The 20906-nt window shown below is 38.1% G+C and carries 20 protein-coding genes and 1 other annotated feature; of the genes, 7 read left to right on the top strand and 13 right to left on the bottom strand.

All coding sequences use genetic code 11. The features are described from left to right. Nucleotides 1-15: 15 nt before the first annotated feature. Together QM867_RS03080 and ybeY are read right to left on the bottom strand one after the other, a co-directional pair. Nucleotides 16-411, bottom strand: a complete 396-nt coding sequence (locus tag QM867_RS03080) for a diacylglycerol kinase family protein (RefSeq protein ID WP_000378151.1) — start codon at nt 409-411, stop codon at nt 16-18. Next, nucleotides 392-889, bottom strand: a complete 498-nt coding sequence (gene ybeY / locus QM867_RS03075) for an rRNA maturation RNase YbeY (protein WP_000275150.1) — start codon at nt 887-889, stop codon at nt 392-394. The genes QM867_RS03080 and ybeY overlap by 20 nt, the downstream gene beginning before the upstream one ends. Before the next feature lie 104 nt (nt 890-993). Between ybeY and QM867_RS03070 the strand changes: the two genes are divergently transcribed. Together QM867_RS03070 and QM867_RS03065 are read left to right on the top strand one after the other, a co-directional pair. Next, on the top strand, nt 994-2649 hold the full coding sequence (locus QM867_RS03070) for an NFACT family protein (RefSeq protein WP_315639239.1): 1656 nt from the start codon (nt 994-996) through the stop codon (nt 2647-2649). 62 nt (nt 2650-2711) lie between these two features. Next, nucleotides 2712-3569, top strand: a complete 858-nt coding sequence (locus QM867_RS03065) for a YitT family protein (RefSeq protein WP_414315146.1) — start codon at nt 2712-2714, stop codon at nt 3567-3569. Nucleotides 3570-3813: 244 nt separating this feature from the next. Here the strand turns inward: QM867_RS03065 and nox are convergent, their stop codons facing one another. Then, a complete protein-coding gene (gene nox / locus QM867_RS03060) occupies nt 3814-5193 on the bottom strand; it encodes a H2O-forming NADH oxidase (RefSeq protein WP_414315145.1) in 1380 nt (459 codons plus the stop codon). Between the two features lie 317 nt (nt 5194-5510). On the opposite strand from nox, the gene QM867_RS03055 reads away from it, so the two are divergent. From QM867_RS03055 to QM867_RS03045, 3 genes are read left to right on the top strand one after another with little or no spacing between them, the layout of a single operon-like run. Continuing rightward, nucleotides 5511-6431, top strand: coding sequence for an FAD:protein FMN transferase (locus QM867_RS03055; RefSeq protein WP_371607674.1), 921 nt, complete (start codon nt 5511-5513; stop codon nt 6429-6431). 33 nt (nt 6432-6464) lie between these two features. Beyond that, complete coding sequence (locus QM867_RS03050; RefSeq protein ID WP_371607673.1) at nt 6465-7070, top strand: NADPH-dependent FMN reductase; 606 nt, start codon at nt 6465-6467, stop codon at nt 7068-7070. Nucleotides 7071-7088: 18 nt separating this feature from the next. Continuing rightward, on the top strand, nt 7089-8324 hold the full coding sequence (locus tag QM867_RS03045) for an NAD(P)H-dependent oxidoreductase (protein ID WP_371607672.1): 1236 nt from the start codon (nt 7089-7091) through the stop codon (nt 8322-8324). Nucleotides 8325-8565: 241 nt separating this feature from the next. Here QM867_RS03045 and QM867_RS03040 read toward each other — a convergent pair whose 3' ends face one another. The 5 genes from QM867_RS03040 to rplJ all read right to left on the bottom strand — a co-directional run bounded on the left by QM867_RS03040 (nt 8566) and on the right by rplJ (nt 13606). Beyond that, nucleotides 8566-8823 carry a DUF896 family protein gene (locus QM867_RS03040; protein ID WP_000187071.1) on the bottom strand — a complete coding sequence of 86 codons (258 nt, stop codon included), beginning with the start codon at nt 8821-8823 and terminating at the stop codon, nt 8566-8568. A 29-nt stretch (nt 8824-8852) separates the two neighbouring features. Continuing rightward, complete coding sequence (gene glyS, locus QM867_RS03035) at nt 8853-10889, bottom strand: glycine--tRNA ligase subunit beta (protein WP_414315144.1); 2037 nt, start codon at nt 10887-10889, stop codon at nt 8853-8855. Between the two features lie 282 nt (nt 10890-11171). Further along, nucleotides 11172-12089, bottom strand: a complete 918-nt coding sequence (gene glyQ / locus QM867_RS03030; protein WP_000038760.1) for a glycine--tRNA ligase subunit alpha — start codon at nt 12087-12089, stop codon at nt 11172-11174. Between the two features lie 577 nt (nt 12090-12666). Beyond that, nucleotides 12667-13032, bottom strand: coding sequence for a 50S ribosomal protein L7/L12 (gene rplL / locus QM867_RS03025; RefSeq protein ID WP_001196968.1), 366 nt, complete (start codon nt 13030-13032; stop codon nt 12667-12669). A 73-nt stretch (nt 13033-13105) separates the two neighbouring features. After that, entirely contained in the window at nt 13106-13606 is a 501-nt protein-coding gene (rplJ, locus tag QM867_RS03020) for a 50S ribosomal protein L10 (protein ID WP_075231669.1), read from the bottom strand. Nucleotides 13607-13644: 38 nt separating this feature from the next. Beyond that, nucleotides 13645-13780, bottom strand: a sequence feature (ribosomal protein L10 leader region). 188 nt (nt 13781-13968) lie between these two features. Between rplJ and QM867_RS03015 the strand changes: the two genes are divergently transcribed. Both QM867_RS03015 and QM867_RS03010 read left to right on the top strand, forming a co-directional pair. Further along, a complete protein-coding gene (locus QM867_RS03015; protein ID WP_414315143.1) occupies nt 13969-14496 on the top strand; it encodes an ECF transporter S component in 528 nt (175 codons plus the stop codon). Between the two features lie 18 nt (nt 14497-14514). Further along, nucleotides 14515-15030 (top strand): transcription repressor NadR, encoded by a 516-nt coding sequence (locus tag QM867_RS03010; RefSeq protein ID WP_414315142.1) that lies wholly within the window; start codon nt 14515-14517, stop codon nt 15028-15030. Here the strand turns inward: QM867_RS03010 and QM867_RS03005 are convergent. The 5 genes from QM867_RS03005 to uvrB form a co-directional block, all read right to left on the bottom strand. Further along, a complete protein-coding gene (locus tag QM867_RS03005; protein WP_248034144.1) occupies nt 15027-15494 on the bottom strand; it encodes an 8-oxo-dGTP diphosphatase in 468 nt (155 codons plus the stop codon). The two genes, QM867_RS03010 and QM867_RS03005, sit on opposite strands and share 4 nt — an antisense overlap. A gap of 22 nt (nt 15495-15516) precedes the next feature. Continuing rightward, a complete protein-coding gene (locus QM867_RS03000; protein WP_248034141.1) occupies nt 15517-15951 on the bottom strand; it encodes a hypothetical protein in 435 nt (144 codons plus the stop codon). Between the two features lie 499 nt (nt 15952-16450). Then, complete coding sequence (locus tag QM867_RS02995) at nt 16451-16975, bottom strand: hypothetical protein (protein ID WP_414285419.1); 525 nt, start codon at nt 16973-16975, stop codon at nt 16451-16453. 65 nt (nt 16976-17040) lie between these two features. Then, a complete protein-coding gene (locus QM867_RS02990; protein ID WP_414315141.1) occupies nt 17041-18864 on the bottom strand; it encodes a DUF2971 domain-containing protein in 1824 nt (607 codons plus the stop codon). 19 nt (nt 18865-18883) lie between these two features. Then, complete coding sequence (gene uvrB / locus QM867_RS02985; RefSeq protein ID WP_414315140.1) at nt 18884-20872, bottom strand: excinuclease ABC subunit UvrB; 1989 nt, start codon at nt 20870-20872, stop codon at nt 18884-18886. Nucleotides 20873-20906 lie beyond the last annotated feature (34 nt).

Here is a 20906-nt window from a genome sequence, read left to right as displayed (position 1 = left end):
ATTTCCTCTTACTGTTTAAAATAATAAATCCCAAATCCGTGGGAGAAAGATGAGTGCACCTGTCAAAGCGGCAAAAAGAGAGACTACAAGTACGGCTCCAGCCGCCATGTCTTTAGCTTTTTTTGCCAACATAGAAAAGTGATAGTGACTAGCCAAATCTACTACATTTTCAATAGCTGAATTAATAATCTCAAAAGCTACTACCATGAAAATGCTCAAAAGTAGAAATAACCATTCGATTCGTGACACCTGAAAAACAAAACCTGCAAGTACAACTATTAGAGCCGTCACTGCATGCTTTCTCATGTTACGTTCTTCCTTAATCGCAGTAAAAATTCCTGTAATGGCAAATTCTAAACTGGAGATTAGGTCACGATTTTTCCATTTTCGTTTATTGTCTTGTGAGTCCATAGGCTGTCAAAATTTCTTCTTGTAAACCGAACATCTCCGCTTCTTCTTCGGGAGTGTAGTGATCATAGCCGTTAATGTGTAAAAAGCCGTGCACTGCCAAGAAGCCCATTTCACGTTCAAAACTATGACCGTACTCCTCAGCTTGCTCATGTGCCTTATCAATGGAAATGAAAAGCTCACCGATATAAGCATCAAATTCTGACATCATATCTGCCAAGTCGGGATCATTTTCCAGATCTTCCTCATCAAAGGCAATCTCTAACTCCGGCTTATATTCAAGACTGATAACATCTGTTGGACGATCGGTATCACGAAACTCTAGATTGAGTTCATGGCTTCGTTCGTTGGTCACAAATGTGACCGCCATTTCCTTGTCTTCTTTTCCAATTTTTTTTGCAGCAAATTCTAAAATTTCCTGTGTTTGTTCTAAAATTTCTTTTGAAACTTGTCCAGTTTCATCTACCATTTCAATATACATGTGCTTCTCGATTCTCTTTACTTGGCTTTATTATATCACATTTCTATGATTTTATTCTACCTTTTTGATATAATACTATGGAATACATTCACGAGGAGAGAACCATGTCATTTGATGGATTTTTTTTACACCACATGGTTGAGGAATTGCGAACTGAACTACTAAATGGTCGCATCCAAAAGATAAATCAACCCTTTGACCAAGAATTGGTCCTGCAAATCCGTAGCAATCGTAAAAGTCATCGTTTGCTCCTGTCTGCCCATCCAGTTTTTGGACGCATCCAGTTAACAGAATCAACATTTGAAAACCCTGCTCAGCCATCTACTTTTATTATGGTATTGAGAAAGTATCTTCAAGGAGCAGTTATCGAGTCAATCGAGCAGATTGAGAACGACCGTATTGTAGAAATCACAGTTTCCAATAAAAACGAGATTGGGGACCATATCCAGGCCACTCTCATCATCGAGATTATGGGCAAACACAGTAATATTCTACTTGTAGATAAGTCTAGTCACAAAATCCTTGAAGTTATCAAGCATATCGGTTTCTCTCAAAATAGCTACCGCACCTTGCTTCCAGGATCAACCTATATCGCTCCACCAAGCACCGAATCTCTCAATCCTTTTACTATCAAGGATGAAAAGCTCTTTGAAATTCTGCAAACCCAAGAGTTAACTGCTAAAAATCTTCAAAACCTCTTTCAAGGTTTGGGAAGAGATACAGCAACCGAGTTAGAAAGACAACTGCTTAATGATAAACTAGCCACTTTCCGGCACTTCTTTGGACAAGAAACCAAACCTTGCCTAACAGATAAATCCTTTTCTTGTGTGCCTTTTTCTAGTAAAACAGCGGAGAATTTTGACAGTCTTTCACAATTACTTGATGTCTATTACAAGGATAAAGCCGAACGTGACCGTGTGAAACAACAGGCAAGTGAACTCATACGTCGCGTCGAAAACGAACTACAAAAGAATCGTCAAAAACTAAAGAAACAGGAAAAAGAACTTCTGGCTACCGAAAATGCAGAAGAATTTCGTCAAAAAGGTGAGTTACTAACCACTTTCCTCCATCAAGTTCCCAATGACCAAGATCAGGTCATTTTAGAAAACTACTACACCAACCAGCCTATCACGATTGCACTTGATAAGGCATTAACGCCAAACCAAAATGCTCAACGCTACTTCAAACGCTATCAGAAATTAAAAGAAGCTGTTAAATACCTGACTGACCTGATTGAAGAAACCAAGGCAACCATTCTCTATCTAGAAAGTGTCGAAACTGTCCTCAATCAAGCCGGACTCGATGAAATTGCTGAAATTAGAGAAGAATTAATCCAAACAGGTTTTATCCGTCGAAGACAAAGGGAAAAAATCCAGAAACGACAGAAACCAGAGCAGTATCTAGCTAGTGATGGAAAAACGATCATCTACGTGGGGCGCAATAACCTACAAAACGAGGAATTGACCTTTAAAATGGCCCGTAAAGAAGAACTCTGGTTCCACGCTAAGGATATCCCTGGAAGTCATGTTGTTATCTCAGGCAATCTCAATCCGACTGATGAGGTAAAAACAGACGCTGCAGAACTTGCAGCCTACTTCTCTAAGGGACGTCTCTCAAATCTCGTTCAGGTAGATATGATTGAAGTTAAAAAACTCAACAAACCAACTGGTGGAAAACCTGGTTTTGTCACCTATACTGGACAAAAGACCCTCCGTGTTACACCCGACCCTGAAAAAATTCAGTCCATGAAAATCAAATAAAGTCTTGTATACTTGTGGGCTGTTACTGCTATAGACTCAATTAAAAATGGGAGGTGCGTTCAATGCTACGACATATCAAATCTATTTTAACCATTATATTCGGAGCTGCCATTTATGCCTTCGGACTCACGTATTTTGTTGTGCCCCACCACTTATTCGAGGGTGGAGCAACAGGAATCACCTTGATTACCTATTATCTCTTTAACATCCCTATCTCCGTGATGAACCTCATCATCAATATCCCATTATTCATTCTAGCCTGGAAAATATTTGGTGCGAAGACCCTATACAGCAGCCTGCTTGGTACTATTTCCTTATCTATTTGGCTAGCAATCTTTGAAAAGATTCCTCTCAGCTTTAATCTTAAGGGAGATCTTGTCATCGTTGCTTTAGTTGCGGGTGTTCTTTTGGGACTTGGTCTAGGTATTATCTTCAATGCTGGTGGTACCACTGGAGGAACAGATATCGTCGCTCGAATCCTGAACAAGTACACCAATATCTCCGTAGGGAAATTACTCTTTGCACTAGACTTCCTCATCTTAATGCTCATTTTAATTATCTTCCAAGACCTTCGTCTCGTTACTTATACACTTCTATTTGACTTCATCGTCTCAAGAGTTATTGACTTGATTGGTGAAGGCGGATATGCTGGAAAAGGTTTTATGATTATCACTCAAAAGCCTATGGAAGTGGCAGATAAAATCAATGAAGAATTAGGTCGAGGTGTCACCTTCATATCAGGGCAAGGCTACTACAGTCAAAAAGATTTAAAAATTATCTACTGTATCGTAGCAAGAAATGAAATGATTAAGATGAAAGAACTGATTCATACGATCGATCCTAGAGCCTTTATTACCATCACTGAAGCTCACGAAATTCTAGGAGAAGGCTTCACCTTTGTAAAAGAAGAAAATTCATGACATCTAGATATCAAAAATGAGGCTGGGACAAAAGTCCTAGCCTCTCAATTGTCTTTGAATTGTCGAGCAAGACGCAGTGGTTGAGTGGGCTCTACTTCGCTCATTTCATCAGCTTTTACAGCCCTACTCAACTGTGCGGAGGTGGGACGACGAAATCGAATTCTAACGAATTACCGATTTCTGTCCCACTCTCATTTTTTTGATGATAAAAACGGAAGAAGCAAATCTTCCGTTTTACAAATCATTATTTTTCAGCTGTAAGTGCAGCCATTGTGATGTAATTGTATGGTTTGTTGAAGTGTGGCAAGAAGAATAGGTCTGTCAATGCCAATTTTTCAATTGTAACATGTTCTTGGATAGCCAATGAGAACATGTGAATTCCCATGCTGATTGCTGGATCACGTGATACCATTTGAGCACCAAGGATTTCACGGCTATCTTTGTCGAAGACAATCTTGATAGCTACTTCATGGTTGTCATGTTTCATAAATTCTGGTTTTTGAAGATCGTTGAAGCCAGTTTCAGTTGCATTGTAACCTGCAGCTTTTGCTTTTTCAAGTGTCAAACCAGTTGAAACCATGTGAAGACCATAGATAGAGATACCATTTGATCCTTGAACACCGATTCCTTCAAGTTCATGTCCACAAGCGTTGTAAGCACCTACGATACCAGTACGAACTGCGTTTGATGCAAGAGCGATGTAGCTAGTGTCTTTACGAGCGTTATCATAAACAGTCGCACAGTCACCCACAGCGAATACACCTGGGATAGATGTTTCTTGTTTTTTGTTAACAAGGAAAGCACCGTTGCGGAAGAGTTCAATCTTACCATCAGCAAGAGCTGTGTTAGGACGGAAACCAACTGCAAGGATAACCATATCAACGTCAAAGCTTTCTTTGTCAGTGATCAAGCGTTCAACTTTACCATCACCTTCGATAGCTTTAACAGTTTGACCAAGTGCCAAACGGATGTTGTGGTCTTCCAAGTTTTTAGCCATCAATTGAGTGAAGTCTTTGTCGTAGTAACCGTTCAAGACTGTGTCTACGATGTCAACAAGGACAACTTCTTTTCCAAGACGTTCGAATGCTTCAGCAAGCTCAACACCGATATAGCCACCACCAACAACAGCGATACGTTCAAGGTGTTTGCTCTTGTCAGCAAGTTTGTTAATCACTTCTTCAGCGTTTTGGTACAATTTAACGAATTGTACATTTTCAAGAGTTGCTTTGAATTCGCGGTTACCTTTAACAATTTCAACACCTTCGATTGGTGGTAAAATTGGAGTTGAACCAGTCGCAAAGATCAATTTTTCGTATGATTCTTTGTGTTCTTTTCCATCAACTTCAGCAGTAACAACTTTATTATCATAGTCAATTGAAAGAACTGGTGAGTTCATGTAAACTTTAGCACCTTTTGCTTCCAATTTTTCTTTATCTGAGTAGAAGAGACCTTCAGGACCATCGATTTGCTCACCAATCCAAAGAGCCATTCCACATCCAAGGAATGAAATGTTTGAGTTTTGGTCAAATACAACGATTTCGTTTTCGTTTCCAAAGTTGTCCAACATAGTGTTGATACATGCAGTTCCAGCGTGGTTAGCACCCACGACTACGATTTTACTCATTAGATAATTCCTACCTTTTAATTTTTATTTACCCCTCTAGTATATCATTATCTGTGAGCGTTTACAAGCTTTTTACTCATTTTCACTTATTTTTGAAAAGATCGAAAACGTATATTAACTTATTTCCAGCGTTTTCAAATTTTATTTTAAGGGAATTTAGTTTTTTGAGCATATTTCTTGACTTTTTGTAAAAAATGATTTGTGAAAACGCTGACTTTATGATATTCTATTTACATGGGAATAAAATATAAATCTTTACATCACTTTCATGATAGGATTTACAACTATTTCCAATTGACTTGAAAGGAGTTGGTTTTTTGCCTCTTAGTTCATCTTCTCAACGACTAATGGGAACTACGATTACCATTTCCTTAGTACATGATCAGGCTGATAGTCTGCTCAGGCAAGCTTTTGATTTGCTTAGGGAGCTTGAATTTCGCTTCAATGCCAACAGTTCTGAATCGGAATTGATGGAAATCAACCATCGAGCTGGAATTGCTCCAGTCAAGGTTCATCCTGATTTATTTGAACTGATTTCCTTTGGTTTAGACCATAGTCTAGCACCTGGAAGTCATCTCAATATTAGTATCGGCCCCTTGGTTCAAACTTGGCGTATTGGTTTTTCCGATGCGAAAGTTGCTAGTCCTGAAGAAATTGCTTCCGTTTTACCATTGATAGACCCTCGCTTGATCAAGCTTGATTCAATTGATTCTACTGTTTTTTTAGAAAAAAAAGGGATGAAAATTGACTTAGGTTGTTTAGCAAAAGGTTATAGCGCAGATAAGGTTGCAACTTTTCTAAAAGAAAAGGGTGTCACTTCTGCTCTTATCAATCTTGGAGGAAACATCCTCACAATTGGGACCAACCAATCAAAAGATGGACGTCCGTGGCAAATCGGCATTCAAGATCCAAATAATCCACGCGGTAATCACCTGATGACCTTGTCTATTACTGGAAAATCAGTTGTTACATCTGGTATTTATGAACGGCATCTTGAAATCAATGGCAAGGATTATCATCACATTCTCGATAGTGAAACAGGCTATCCTATTGAAACGGATTTAGCTAGTTTGACCATTATATCAAATCGATCTGTCGACGGCGAGATATGGACTACACGATTGTTTGGCCAACGTAGCGCATCAATCATGTGGCAAGTCGAAAATATTGATGGTATCGAAGCCATCCTCATTGACAAAGATGGACGCATCGCTTGTTCATCTGGTATCCAACGGTAATTAATTAATAATGCAAAAGAGAAAGGAAAGCCCATGCTTAAACTTATTGCTATTGTAGGAACCAACTCTAAACGTTCCACAAACCGCCAACTGCTACAATATATGCAAAAACACTTTGCTGATAAAGCAGAAATCGAATTGGTCGAAATTAAAGATCTTCCAGTTTTCAACAAACCAGCCGACAAACAAATCCCGGCTGAGGCTATAGAAATCGTAGCTAAAATCGAAGCAGCTGATGGTGTTATTATCGGTACTCCAGAATACGACCACTCAATTCCAGCTGTACTTATGAGCGCCCTTGCTTGGATTTCTTACGGAGTATTCCCACTTTTGAATAAACCAGTCATGATTACTGGTGCTTCATATGGTACTCTTGGTTCTTCACGTGCTCAATTGCAACTTCGTCAAATTTTGAATGCGCCAGAGATTAAAGCGACAGTTCTACCTGACGAATTCTTGCTTTCTCATTCTCTTCAAGCATTTGATAAGAATGGTGACTTGGTAGATCTTGATGTTATTAATAAATTAGATGCCATCTTTGATGACTTCCGTATCTTTGTCAAGATTACTGAAAAATTGCGTAGCGCGCAAGAATTGCTTCGCAAAGATGCAGAAGAATTTGACTGGGAAAACTTGTAAGATAGGAGACAAAATAGAATGAAATTTGTTGGACTTGTTGGATCAAACTACGATCAATCATATAACCGCAAACTCTTGGAATTCATCCGTCGTAACTTCAAACTAAAATTTGAATTAGAAGTTCTTGAAATTGATGAAGTTCCAATGTTTAATCAAGATGAAAAATGGGATGAAAGCTTCCAATTACGTCTTCTTTACAACAAAATCACTCGTGCTGATGGTGTCATTATTGCTACTCCAGAGCACAACCACACTATTTCTGCTTCACTTAAGTCAGTCCTTGAATGGCTTTCATACGAAGTTCATCCATTTGAAAACAAACCAGTTATGATTGTGGGTGCTTCATACTACGATCAAGGAACTTCACGTGCTCAAGTTCACCTTCGTAAAATTCTTGATGCACCAGGAGTAAATGCCTACACATTACCAGGTAATGAATTCCTTCTTGGAAAAGCTAAAGAAGCTTTTGATGCTAACGGAGATATTATTAACGAAGGAACTGTTAAATTCCTTGAAACTTGCTTAGATAACTTTGTCAAATACGTGGGAGTCGTTTCTAAATTGAAAAAACCAAAACCAATTGAACCAGAAGACTTGGATTGTGGAAAACCAATCGCTACAACTATTACAGAAGTTGACCCTGATGATCCAGAATGGGTAGAAAAAGTTGCAGAAATTACAGGTGCTGTATCTGGGGATACATACGTTAAACTTGACCATGGTATCCTTACAGTTAACCAAATTGATATGTTCTTGAAAGCTATGCCATTTGAATTGACATATGCTGACGATAACAACCAATTCCTATACTACAACAACGCTCACCAAGATCCAGATACCATGTTTGCTAAACGTGTACCATCTCAATCTGGTAGCCGTATGTCAACAGTTCACGGTTCACTACCACCAGCACGTATGAAAAATGTTGAGTGGGTTATTGGAACTCTTAGGAACGGTAACCAAGAATACGTACGTACAATTGTCCCAGGTTCACCTGCTGGTGTTATCAATACTCACAACTACCAAGCAATGTACTATCCTGATGGTTCATATGCTGGTATCAATGAAATTGTCTTTAACTTCCAACCATGGCTTGACTGGTACTTGAAAGAAACTGGTCAACGTTTGGTAGGAGGAAGCGGTCCGTTTGCTCCTGCTGGAGGCCACGGTGACGCAGATGCTACTTCTGGTGCTTCTGACTCAGCTGATGGCGGCCATGGAGATGCAGACGCTACTTCTGGTGCAAGTAACTAATACTCAATGAAAATCAAAGAGCAAACTAGGAAGATAGCCGCAGGTTGCTCAAAGTACTGCTTTGAGGTTGTAGATAGAACTGACGAAGTCAGTAACATATATACGGCAAGGTGAAGCTGACGTGGTTTGAAGAGATTTTCGATGAGTATAAAATTTAATACTAAAGGAACCTCTTTAGGTTCCTTTTTTTAAAACAAAAACTCGGTTAGATTTTACTAACCGAGTTTTCTATATCTCAAAATTATGAATTTGGATCGTCAAGACTACGACCATGCAAGCCTTTTTCACGTTGTACCTGACGAAGTTTCTCAGGAGTCACATCATTTCCATCTTCATCTACGATTTTGATTCCTTCAATGTGATGACGAACTGAACGACGATAGCCTTCGATATATTCCTCACGAAGTTTAGCTTGTTCTACTTTTTCTTCTGCAGTCAAGCCTTCTGTTTTTTTCTTTTTCGCAAGCTCATTAATACGAGCGATTTTTTCTGGTGTCATATTTGGACCTCCAATCTACTTTTTAATTTCTATTTTGTATTAAGAAGATTAAAAGCAGCGACTGTTTTCGCTTTATTCACAAGTTCAGTTAGAATAGCTAGACGATTATTCTTAACATCAACATCCTCTGCCATAACCATAGTATTGTCAAAGAATGCATCAATAACAGGACTAAGAGCAAATAACTGCGTTAATTTATCACTAGCTGAACCTTTCAATTCTAGATTTTCTACTGCTTGAGCTAGTTCTTTTTCCTGTTCATTTTCAAAGAGACTAGTATCAACTTTGACTGAAACTTCTGCTTTTTCCGCTAGGTTAAAAGCACGAGATAAGGATTCAACAGCTGGTTTGTAGTCACTATTTAGAGATGCTTCTTTCAGTGCTTCTGCTGCTTCAATCATATCTGCAACAACAAAGTTTGAACTTGCAAGAACAGCCTCTTTAATATCTTTTGCAGTAGACCCCATCATCTTATCAACACGAGCTTTGATGAAGTTAAGCACTTCTTCTTGATTATCGTAAGTTAGACTATCAAATGATAAAGCATAAAGGCTAGCAATCAATTCGTCCATTGGAATATTCCAGCCGAAGTCTTCCAAGATACGGACAATCCCTTGTGTTGCACGACGAAGAGCATAAGGGTCATTTGAACCAGATGGAATCAAGCCAACAGAGAAGAAGGACAAAAGAGTATCCAATTTATCAGCTAGTGCAAGGATAGCTCCGACTTTAGACTCAGGAAGAGCACCATCTGCAGAATCTGGAAGGTAGTGTTCACGGATAGCTTGTGCCACTGTAGCATTCTCACCTGCAAGAAGAGCATATTTCTCACCCATGATCCCTTGAAGCTCATCAAATTCACCAACCATACCAGTCAAGAGGTCAAACTTATAAATAGCTGCAGCACGAGCAAGGTCAACAGTTTCATCTACCGATAAACCTGCTTTTTCCGCCAAAAGGATAGCAATTTGTCCGGTACGAATCATGTGCTCACGAAGTGAACCAATCTTTTCATGGAAGGTTACGTGTGATAATTTAGCTACAAGATCTTCAATCTTGAGTTTTTGGTCTTCACGCCAGAAGAATTCACCATCTTCAAGACGTGCCACCAAGACTTTCTCATTTCCTCGGATGACATTATCCAGATACTCTGCATTTCCGTTACGAACAGAAATAAAGTTTGGTTTTAGATTTCCGTCAATGTCACGTACTACAAAGTAGCGTTGGTGAGTTTCCATTGAAGTGACCAAGACTTCTTCTGGAACCTCTAGGTACTTAGGATCAAAATTCCCCATGAAGGCAGTTGGATATTCAACCAAATTCAAAACTTCATTCAAGAGTCCTTCATCAATTTGTACCTGTACACCTTCTGCAGCTTCGATAGCCTTAATTTGCTCACGAATCATATTTTCGCGTTCAATGCTATCTGCAATAACATAAACTTTGCGCAGGTCTTCTTCATAGCTGTCAGCATGCTGAATTTCTACTTCGTGACCAAGGAAACGATGTCCACGGCTAACTCTTCCTGAATGAATATCTAAGAAATCCATATCGAGTGCCACATCATCCAAAAGAACTGTCAACGTATGGACTGGACGGATATATTCAAAGGTATTGTTTGCCCAGTGCATACTTACTGGGAAGCTTAAGCTAGCCAATACTTCTGGAATTCCAGTCAAAACTTCCTCAGCTGGTTTTCCAGCTTCATGCTTAGTTACGTAGACATATTCTTCACCTTTGATTTCACGGAATTCGATATCATCTACAGTCAAGCCTTTACCACGGACAAACCCTTGCGCTGCTTTAGAGAAATTTCCTTCTGCATCCAAAGCAATTTTTTTAGAAGGTCCTTTAAAATCTTCAGTCAAATCCGTTTGTTGGTCTGCTAAGCCAAGTACGCGAACAGCCAAACGACGTGGAGTTGAAAAAGTTTGAATTCCTTCGTATGAAAGGCGGTTATTATCCAAAAAGGCTGCCATTTTTTCACCTAGTTGTTTTTCACTTGGTGTGACAACGTAGGCTGGTAACTCTTCGAGTCCTAGTTCTACTAATAAATTTTTTGCCATGTTTTTTCCTTTACAAAATTTCTTCTTTTTGATAGTCACCTTAGGTACTGGGGACGTTGCTAACTAACTTTGTGAGTCTGTGGGGAAATCTTCTGTCTTCTTGACAAAGATTTCCAACAGTCTCATCAAAGTGGATTTAGCCAACTGATTTTTGAACCTAAAGTTTCAAAAATCCCCAGATAGCAGTACGGCGGTGCCTATCCCTTTAGCAAGTCTTCGACTTGCCTCTGAGTGCCATACGGGCTCACTTTGTTCGCCCTTTTTCTATTCTTGTAACTGTTTTTATTCTTCCTCTTCTGCTAGGAGTTTGGCGCGTGTAGCTTCGTCAAGAAGTGGGTAACCAAGTTTCTTGCGTTCAGCTACGAATGTTTTAGCTACGACACGGGCTAAGTTACGAATACGTGCGATATAACCAGCACGTTCTGTAACGGATACTGCTCCACGAGCATCAAGCAAGTTGAAGGTATGTGAACATTTCAAAACGTAGTCATAGGCTGGGTGAACAAGACCCAATTCCAAGGCACGCCCAGCTTCTTTTTCAAACTTTTCAAAGTTTTCAAGAAGCATATCTTGGTCAGAAACTTCAAAACTGTATTTTGAATGCTCGTATTCTGGTTGAAGGAAGATTTCTCCATATTTAACACCTGGAGCCCACTCAATATCGTAAACAGAATCTACTTCTTGGATGTAAGAAGCTAAACGCTCTAAACCATAAGTAACTTCAGCGGTAACAGGTCCAGTTGCCAAACCACCGACTTGTTGGAAGTAAGTGAACTGAGTGATTTCCATACCATCAAGCCACACTTCCCATCCAAGACCAGCTGAACCAGTTGATGGGTTTTCCCAGTTATCTTCAACGAAACGAATATCGTGTTCCAAAGGATTGATTCCCAATTTTTCCAATGACTCAAGGTAGAGCTCTTGGATGTTTGAAGGTGATGGTTTCATAACCACTTGGAATTGATGGTGTTGGTAAAGACGGTTTGGATTTTCCCCGTAACGACCGTCTGCTGGACGACGTGATGGCTCAACATAAGCTGCATTCCATGGCTCAGGACCGATAGCACGAAGGAAAGTGTAAGGACTCATAGTTCCCGCACCTTTTTCATTATCATAAGCCTGCATCAGCATACAACCCTGATCATTCCAGTATTGTTGCAAAGTCAAGATAATCTCTTGAAAGGTTAGTTTTTTAGACATTATTTACTCCTTTATTATAAATTATTGCGACATGAGTCTGCCTCGTCGATTATACGAGGCAAGACGAGTTAGTACTGCGTCTAGCTCAGGCACCCTAGTGCTGAGCGTGGGGCAGTCCGACTGTAAGGAGGTCTCTGCCACTGACGCAGTGGAAAGTCAATTTTTTAGACATGTTTTACTCCTTATTCATAAAGTTTCTTATGACTCAGGATACAAAAAGAACCGTGTCTCTGCTCCTAAGTCAAGTGACCTAGGGGCGTCAAAAACGCGGTTCCACCCTAATTTATTACTTCATTATCTTTATTAAAATACCAAAAGCGCCACACTCATCTCTCAATCACCTGACTCTCACTATCACAGGCTCGCTTGGGATTTACTGATAAGATATTCTTTCTTGTTGTCTATTATATCAAAAAGGAATTGAAAAGTAAAATTATTTTATCACTAGTCCTATATATTTCTTAGCCAAATTAATTTAACTGCCCCTTTTATGTCCCTTTTTGAACAAAAAGAAAAACCACTAATCCTAAGACTAGCGGTTTAATCATGTTTTTAAGCTACGAATGTAGTTGCTCTATTATTTAAGAGTAACTGAAGCTCCAGCTTCTTCCAATTTAGCTTTGATTTCTTCAGCTTCTGCAGCTGCAACGCCTTCTTTGATGACACCTGGTGCACCATCAACAAGTTCTTTAGCTTCTTTAAGACCAAGACCTGTGATTTCACGTACAACTTTGATAACGCCGACTTTCTTGTCGCCTGCAGCTGTCAATTCAACGTCAAATGAATCTTTAGCAGCTTCTTCAGCACCACCAGCAGCAGCTACAGCTACAGGAGCAGCTGCAGTTACACCAAATTCTTCTTCGATAGCTTTTACAAGGTCGTTCAATTCAAGGATTGAAGCTTCTTTAATTTCAGCAATAATGTTTTCAATGTTCAATGCCATTGTTATTTCCTCCAAATAAGTTTATATTTTATGTTTATATTTTTGTAGCTAGGCTACGCTGCGTAGCTTAAGATTAAGCTGCGTCTTCTTTGCTGTCTGCAACCGCTTTGACTGCAAGAGCAACGTTGCGCACTGGCGCTTGAAGTACAGAAAGGAGCATAGAAAGAAGTCCTTCGCGGTTTGGAAGAGTTGCAAGAGCAACGATTTCTTCTTTTGATGCGACAGCGCCTTCGATTGCACCACCTTTGATTTCAAGTGCGTCAGCGTTTTTAGCAAAGTCGTTCAAGATTTTCGCTGGAGCGATAACATCTTCGTTAGAAAATGCTACAGCAGATGGTCCAACAAATACAGATGCAAGTTCTGCAAGGCCAGCTTTTTCAGCTGCACGACGTAAGATTGAGTTTTTAATAACTTTATACTCAACTTCGCTTCCACGAAGCTCACGACGAAGAACTGTATCTTGTTCAACTGTCAAACCACGAGCGTCTACAACGACGATTGATGCAGCAGCTTTCATTTTTTCAGCTACTACGTCAACTAGTTCTGCTTTTTTAGCAATAATTGCTTCACTCATTAGTGTGTTCACCTCCGTAATTATTTTGCTTGGGGAATTTTTCCAAAAGAAAAACGCGCCCAAACCTAGACACGAAAGTACAATACGCTTCTTTTTACATGATACGTTTTGTCCTCGGTAGGATATTTATGAGTCGAGCTCCCCTACTGTCTTAGGCAGTTTTTTCAAACCGTATATAAGTATACCACACTACTTTGATTAGTGCAAGAGTTTTTTGCTTATTTTTTTTAAATTTTATTGATTCTTTTTAGCATTCTTTTTCCTCATTTAAAAAAATCTTCTCTAAAATCAATTTTGCTTCTTGACTTGCTTGACTTTTTATTGTACTATACAACTGTATATACAGATAAAAAGGAGTTATTATGAATACACAAAAGAAAACACAATTCATGACCTTGACCGCATTGCTGACAGCTATCGCTATTTTGATTCCTTTGGTGATGCCCTTTAAAATTGTCATTCCTCCCGCTTCCTACACTCTAGGAAGTCACGTTGCTATTTTTATCGCTATGTTTCTTTCTCCCTGGATGGCTATCTTTGTCATTATAGCTTCTAGTTTAGGATTTCTCATGGCTGGATATCCAATTGTTATCGTACTTCGTGCATTCTCCCATATCTTTTTTGGAAGTCTGGGTGCTTTCTATCTTCAAAAACATCCTCAAACCTTGGACAATAAGAAATCTTCATTGATTTTTAACTTTGTACTTGGCTTGGTTCATGCTATTGCTGAAGTCTTGGCTTGTATGATCTTTTATGCTAGTACTGGAACTGACTTAAAAAATATGTTCTATGTCTTGTTTGTCTTGGTTGGATTAGGTACTATTATCCATAGTATGGTAGACTATTACTTAGCACTAGCTGTTTATAAAGCATTAAAAAAACGCCGTTAAGCGTTAAGAAAGAAGAATATGACAAAAAATCGAAAAGAAGCACTTTTACAACTGTTAAAGGAGTCTCAAAAACCTCTAAATGGTCAAACTTTAGCAGACCGTTTTCATGTAACCCGTCAGATTATCGTTCAGGACATTGCTGTTCTACGTGCTGATGGTGCTCCGATCTTATCAACCAATCGTGGCTATATTTATAAAGAGAATAAAACCAATCCTTATGTTCACAAACTGTTTAAAGTTAAGCACGAGATGGAAGAAATTGGTCAAGAACTTCTAGCTATCGTCGATAATGGGGGACGTGTTCAGAATACCTTGATTGATCATCCTGTCTACGGAGAAATTGAAACCTTACTCAAACTCTCTTGTCGCCGTGACGTTCAGCATTTTTTAGAGCAAGTCGAACGGTCTGACTTTAGACCACTTTCTGAATTAACAGATGGCGTCCATTATCACCTAGTCGAAGCTGAAAACGAACAAGACCTCCTCTATATCCAGCAGGCCTTGGACAAATTAGGATATTTGGTAAAGGATTAGAAGATTTTCATTTCCCAATCGTCTTCTGTACGGCGAGGGTAGAAAAATTCAGACTTATCTGGTGCTTCCATCATTTCCATCAAGGGTAACATATCATAGGCCAGATCCAAATTTGGAATCTGGTCTTTTTGCACCCAAGAAACTTCCCCCTCATCTGAAGAGCGAAGGGTACCAGAGAACTCAGTCGCCTTATAACAAACGACAATATAGCGGCCACCTGTATCTAGTGGCCAATTTTTAATGCCGACCAGTTGAGGATTTTGAATCGTCAGACCTGTTTCCTCATATATTTCACGAATAACAGATTCTGCAAAAGCCTCTCCATTTTCAACATGGCCTCCTGGGAAGGCATAGCCAGACCAGCGGTTGCTTTCAGGCGATCGATACTGCATAACCACGCACTGATTTTCAAGATCTTCTATTAGACAAATATTAGTTAGAATGGTTAATTGTGCTCGAGACATACATAGACTCACTTTCTAATGTTTAATTTTCTATCTTATTCTTAACTTTAGACTTCATTATCAAAGGATTAACTAAATCGTGATATTCATGAATTTCATGGAGTAAGAATCCTCTGATGATTCTTATTTCATTTTTTTCCCTAATCACATAGTAGTCTAAATTGATAGGCATAGATGAATCTGGAACCGTGGAGAAAAATAAAAATATCATAAACCAGATTATGAGAGCAACGAATCCACTGAGAGCTTGAAAAATCAGATGATGCCATTGAAAGATTCTAGATTTATAAAAGATAGTCCACGGATGGATAAATAGGGTTAAACAAAGACCAAAGAACCAGAGATTCCACAAGACTGGTGTAAAGGCTAAACCAAAGAGGCCTAAGATAAAATGAAGCAGTACAAATACTAGGCACAAAAGGTAAATAATTCTAAATATAGTTAGATGTTTCATCATGATTGACTCCTTTTCTTTTCAATATATTTCATTACTAGAGTTATAATAGACGCCAAACTGAAAAAGATCAGATAAGTTGCTATTGGAAACCAAATGTAACGGTTATCTAGGGACAAGAGAGACGGCAAAACTTTGTGAGTCCGTGTTCTAATCCTCATTGTCAAGTGAATTAGAAAAAAGAAACTATTGATATAAAGAAACGGTTCCAGATAATCTTTAAAATTTTTCTTAGTTGAACAAATTTCTCGCAAATAATAAGCATAGAACCTAGCAAATATCAAAAGTATATTACAGTGGAGCGGAAACATGTAGTCCTTATGGTTATATGGGCTTGGTATAAGGATAATTACTTGAAAAACAATACCTATTAGTCCAGTTATTGATAATAAAACTATAAAATCCACTAAGAAGGCCAACAGCTTATGAGAATCTAACCACAGATTGAACTTCTCTACCCTGGATAATTTCTTTTTCCTTTTTAATTTTCTTTTATGATTTTTCATTTGAGTGAATTTTCCCCATTTCCTTTTGTCCTCTTTTCAATATACTTGGAAAGAAAACCTATCAAAATCGCTACTAAAAAGAATATTAAGTAAGTAACGATTGGAAACCAAATGTAACGGTGATCTAGGGATAAGAGGGACGGCAAAATTCCTTTACTATTTTTCCCGCCAATACCAATAAAGAGATGAACTATTAAACCAATACTATTAAGATAGATAAATAAATCTGCATATCTTTTTATTGTCATCCTTGTCTTAGACATGTCTAGGAACCAATAGTCAAATAATCGATACACCAGACAAAAAATATTTATATATATTGGAAAACTATAGTTGAATTCTCTGTATGGTGATGGAATAGGAAGGAATTTAAAAACAAGAGTGACACCTAGCCCTATTCCTAATATTAGGCCAAATACCAAGAAGAAACCTACTAATTTATGAGAATCCATCCAAAGCTGAAAACTTTCTTTTCTTGTGTGATTCCTTTTTTTATTTGAATTACTCTTATTATTTTTCATTTTTTACTCAAGAGTGGAATTACTCATTCTTCAACAAAATTTAAAAAAAATGTGAATCTCTAAACTCAACGATAAGGGATTTTCGAACTTTCTATCTCTATATCTGGATTAGCAAGTTTGAGGTAAGGAGCAATATAGTCTGCATCAGTAACCTTTGGACCCAGAATTACTTTTGAGTACTTCAAAGGAGCCAAATTGATGTATACAAATAAATCATATCTGCCATTGTCTTTTGGGCTTAATACAATATACTTCCTAAAATCATTATAGTTAACTTTATCAAAAATTTCTAACCCAATTTCTTCTTTCTTAAAGTATTTCTCATTTGTCGAATCATTGATATCTCTTTTAATAATATTTTGTATAGCTGTATCATCTAAATTAATTAAAATACGATACTCCATTTCATACTCATAGTCTTTAACTTTGAAAAGGTAAGAAATCTTCTTCAATTTCTCAGCAAAACTTATCAATTCTTTTTCAGCTTTCAGCTCTTGCAATTTTTCAAATAGCTGTTTTAAATTATCAAGAGATTTACCAACATCTGTTTCATCTTTATTCGCTGACATTAAATCCAAATAATGAACTTTAACAAACTCTATCGATTTATGAGCAACTATATCTTCAAGATAAGACAGATCATATTCAAGGAATGCTCCCTGAGATGAATCTGCATATTCCTTCCACATAGGTAAACTATCAGATACCGTGGTTAGAGAAGATATAAAAACATTGGAAGTTTGATATTGTTTGAAAAACGTATTATCTATACCCAAATAATCATATACTGCTCTTCCTTCCATCGGATCATTTAACTGTTTTAGATTAGTCAGTCGTAAAAAGGGAGATTTTACTTTAGAATCATTTTCATTTTTATTGTCATTTTTCCAGTCAGCTTTTATAAGATAATTTGTTAATGTGTCAATCTTAGTATAATGTCCAAAGGAACCTATTTCTTTCAACTCATTTGCATCAACAGTCAATTTAGAACGTATATAGTATATAATCTTGTCCGCTTGTTCTAAAAGTTGATTAGCATCAAATGACAGGATAAATTCTGAATCACTTTTCTCATTCAAAATATCATGATTATACTCCTCAATTAACTTAATAGCTTGGTTGCGAATTATATCCGAATCATTTTCTTCTGCTATCTTTCGAACAACATCAATCGAATCTTCAATTATATCATCAAAATGCCTTGATACAAAATCTAAGTATTCCTCAACATAATTAGATTGAGGGTTATTGAAATAATAGTTATTAATTTTTTCGAGATGTTCATTTTTAAAAATAGATACCATCTCATCTAATTCAAAATACCAATAGTCAATTCTCTCAAAATCAATATCTTGGAATATAAAACTTATAAATGATTCTAATTCCCTCTTTAACAAAATTCTTTTTTCTTCTGGTAAAGTATTCTGATTAAATAATTGATAAAAAACTGAAAGTATTGGAGGAGCTAGTAATTCAGGTTCATCTAAATCACCATATAATACTAATTCAAGAATTCTTAAAAAACAACTTCCATCTTCAAACAATATAGAATATTCTTCATATTCTTTTGGTTCAAATAAATAATAATAAAGAATAAATAAATAATTAGAAAAATCATACCAATTATATAATAGTAAATTATTTGATAGTATTTTATTTAAGGTCTCTAAAATCTTTTTTCTGACAGTTTTATCAATTTGCACAACAAAAGTTACACAAACTGCAAGAAAAGATTTAACATATTTTAATTGTTCTTCTTTAGATAAGTCTAAATATTGATTAATAAAGTTTTCAAGTTCGGATTTCTGTTCTCTTCCATCCAAAGAATAAAAATAATTCTTTAATTCAGATTCACTAAATTTACCTGTAAAATAATGTAAATTTGCCATTTCATCTCCTACTAACACCCTAATCCAACACCTTGACTTCCAACATCATATCACGAATCTGGGCAGCAAGTTCAAAGTCAAGCACTTCGACGGCTTCTTGCATTTGTTTTTCCAGTTTCTTGACTAGTTCTTTGCGTTCTTGTTTATTGAGGCTATTGATATCAACTTCCTTGTCCTCTTCTTTAGCCACAACTTTTGTAACAGAAATAAGGTCTCGGATTTCTTTTTTAATGGTTTGCGGAATAATACCGTGTTCTTCGTTATAAGCCATCTGGATTTTCCGACGACGCGCTGTTTCATCGATGGCTTTTTGCATAGACTGAGTCATAGTATCAGCATACATGATGACATGCCCTTCACTATTACGGGCTGCACGTCCAATGGTCTGAATAAGACCACGTTCATTACGGAGGAAACCTTCCTTATCAGCATCGAGAATAGCAACCAAGCTTACCTCAGGAACGTCAATCCCTTCGCGAAGAAGATTAATCCCGACTAAGACATCAAAGACTCCTAATCGTAAATCTCGGATAATCTCTGTCCGCTCTAAAGTCTTGATATCCGAGTGCATGTACTTGACTTTGATGCCCATTTCCTTGAAGTAATCCGTCAAGTCTTCTGCCATTTTCTTGGTTAAGGTTGTAATAAAGGTACGTTCATTCTTTTCAACACGGGCATTGATTTCCCCCAAGAGGTCATCAATCTGTCCCATTGTTGAGCGCACTTCCACTTCTGGGTCCAAAAGACCAGTGGGACGGATGATTTGCTCAATCACGGTGTCCGTTTGTTCCATCTCGTAATCACCAGGTGTCGCTGAAACGTAGACAATCTGGTGGACATGACTTTCAAACTCTTCACGACGAAGGGGACGGTTGTCCAAAGCAGACGGCAAACGGAAACCGTAGTTAACCAACATTTCCTTACGTGAACGGTCACCATTATACATTCCTTTGATTTGCCCCATGGTCATGTGGCTCTCGTCAATCATAATCATAAAATCATCAGGGAAGAAGTCAAGAAGGGTGTACGGAGGCTCCCCTTCGCTTCGTCCATCCATGTGACGTGAGTAGTTTTCGACACCATTGGTATAACCCATCTCACGCAGCATCTCAATATCGTACTCTGTCCGTTGTTTCAAACGTTGCGCTTCGAGGAGTTTACCTTCCTTTTCAAAAACAGCTAATTGTTCTTCCAACTCGGCCTGAATCTTGGCAATCGCTACTTCCATGTGGTTGTCATTGGTCACGAAGTGGGTAGCTGGGAAAATGGCCAAATGGTCCACTTCACCAAGGACTTGTCCAGTTAAAGCTTCAACCTCCCGGATGCGATCAATCTCATCTCCAAAGAACTCAACACGAAAGGCATGCTCATCACGAGAGGCTGGGAAAATCTCCACCACATCCCCACGTACGCGAAATCTTCCCCGCTGAAAATCAATGTCGTTGCGTTCGAACTGAATATCAACCAATTCATTAAGCAGTTTATCACGAGAAATTTCAAGTCCTGGGCGCAAACTTACTACACTATCAGCATATTCTTTAGGGGAACCCAAACCATAAATACAAGATACAGATGCTACAACGATGACATCGTTACGCTCCAAGAGCGCTGATGTAGCGGAGTGACGAAGTTTATCAATCTCATCGTTGACTGAACTATCTTTTTCGATATAGGTATCACTCGATGGCACATAGGCTTCTGGTTGGTAGTAATCATAATAAGAAACGAAATACTCAACCGCATTCTCAGGAAAAAATTCCTTAAACTCCCCGTAGAGCTGGCCTGCAAGAGTTTTATTGTGGGCGATGACTAGGGTTGGTTTATTAACTTTGGAAATCACCTGGCTCATGGTATAGGTCTTTCCTGTACCAGTCGCCCCCATCAGGATTTGGGCCTTTTCTCCACCCTCAATGTTATCTACCAACTGCTCAATAGCCTGCGGTTGATCCCCAGACGGTTGGTATTTGGATACTAGTTTAAATTTGTTATCTGTAATTCTATTGATCATAATTGCCTCATACACCTTTTCTATCCTTCTATTT

Source organism: Streptococcus infantis (assembly GCF_047463635.1).
Lineage (GTDB): Bacteria > Bacillota > Bacilli > Lactobacillales > Streptococcaceae > Streptococcus > Streptococcus infantis_W.
The sequence above is the reverse complement of the archived record's forward strand: the minus strand, read 5'-3'. Positions and strand labels throughout refer to the sequence as shown.

What these genes read in the sequence shown, in the direction of transcription:
- QM867_RS03080 (WP_000378151.1), bottom strand. Translation starts at nt 411, where the DNA reads ATGGACTCACAAGACAATAAACGAAAATGGAAAAATCGTGACCTAATC.
- ybeY (WP_000275150.1), bottom strand. Translation starts at nt 889, where the DNA reads ATGTATATTGAAATGGTAGATGAAACTGGACAAGTTTCAAAAGAAATT.
- QM867_RS03070 (WP_315639239.1), top strand. Translation starts at nt 994, where the DNA reads ATGTCATTTGATGGATTTTTTTTACACCACATGGTTGAGGAATTGCGA.
- QM867_RS03065 (WP_414315146.1), top strand. Translation starts at nt 2,712, where the DNA reads ATGCTACGACATATCAAATCTATTTTAACCATTATATTCGGAGCTGCC.
- nox (WP_414315145.1), bottom strand. Translation starts at nt 5,193, where the DNA reads ATGAGTAAAATCGTAGTCGTGGGTGCTAACCACGCTGGAACTGCATGT.
- QM867_RS03050 (WP_371607673.1), top strand. Translation starts at nt 6,465, where the DNA reads ATGCTTAAACTTATTGCTATTGTAGGAACCAACTCTAAACGTTCCACA.
- QM867_RS03045 (WP_371607672.1), top strand. Translation starts at nt 7,089, where the DNA reads ATGAAATTTGTTGGACTTGTTGGATCAAACTACGATCAATCATATAAC.
- QM867_RS03040 (WP_000187071.1), bottom strand. Translation starts at nt 8,823, where the DNA reads ATGACACCAGAAAAAATCGCTCGTATTAATGAGCTTGCGAAAAAGAAA.
- glyS (WP_414315144.1), bottom strand. Translation starts at nt 10,889, where the DNA reads ATGGCAAAAAATTTATTAGTAGAACTAGGACTCGAAGAGTTACCAGCC.
- glyQ (WP_000038760.1), bottom strand. Translation starts at nt 12,089, where the DNA reads ATGTCTAAAAAACTAACCTTTCAAGAGATTATCTTGACTTTGCAACAA.
- rplL (WP_001196968.1), bottom strand. Translation starts at nt 13,032, where the DNA reads ATGGCATTGAACATTGAAAACATTATTGCTGAAATTAAAGAAGCTTCA.
- rplJ (WP_075231669.1), bottom strand. Translation starts at nt 13,606, where the DNA reads ATGAGTGAAGCAATTATTGCTAAAAAAGCAGAACTAGTTGACGTAGTA.
- QM867_RS03015 (WP_414315143.1), top strand. Translation starts at nt 13,969, where the DNA reads ATGAATACACAAAAGAAAACACAATTCATGACCTTGACCGCATTGCTG.
- QM867_RS03010 (WP_414315142.1), top strand. Translation starts at nt 14,515, where the DNA reads ATGACAAAAAATCGAAAAGAAGCACTTTTACAACTGTTAAAGGAGTCT.
- QM867_RS03005 (WP_248034144.1), bottom strand. Translation starts at nt 15,494, where the DNA reads ATGTCTCGAGCACAATTAACCATTCTAACTAATATTTGTCTAATAGAA.
- QM867_RS03000 (WP_248034141.1), bottom strand. Translation starts at nt 15,951, where the DNA reads ATGATGAAACATCTAACTATATTTAGAATTATTTACCTTTTGTGCCTA.
- QM867_RS02995 (WP_414285419.1), bottom strand. Translation starts at nt 16,975, where the DNA reads ATGAAAAATAATAAGAGTAATTCAAATAAAAAAAGGAATCACACAAGA.
- QM867_RS02990 (WP_414315141.1), bottom strand. Translation starts at nt 18,864, where the DNA reads ATGGCAAATTTACATTATTTTACAGGTAAATTTAGTGAATCTGAATTA.
- uvrB (WP_414315140.1), bottom strand. Translation starts at nt 20,872, where the DNA reads ATGATCAATAGAATTACAGATAACAAATTTAAACTAGTATCCAAATAC.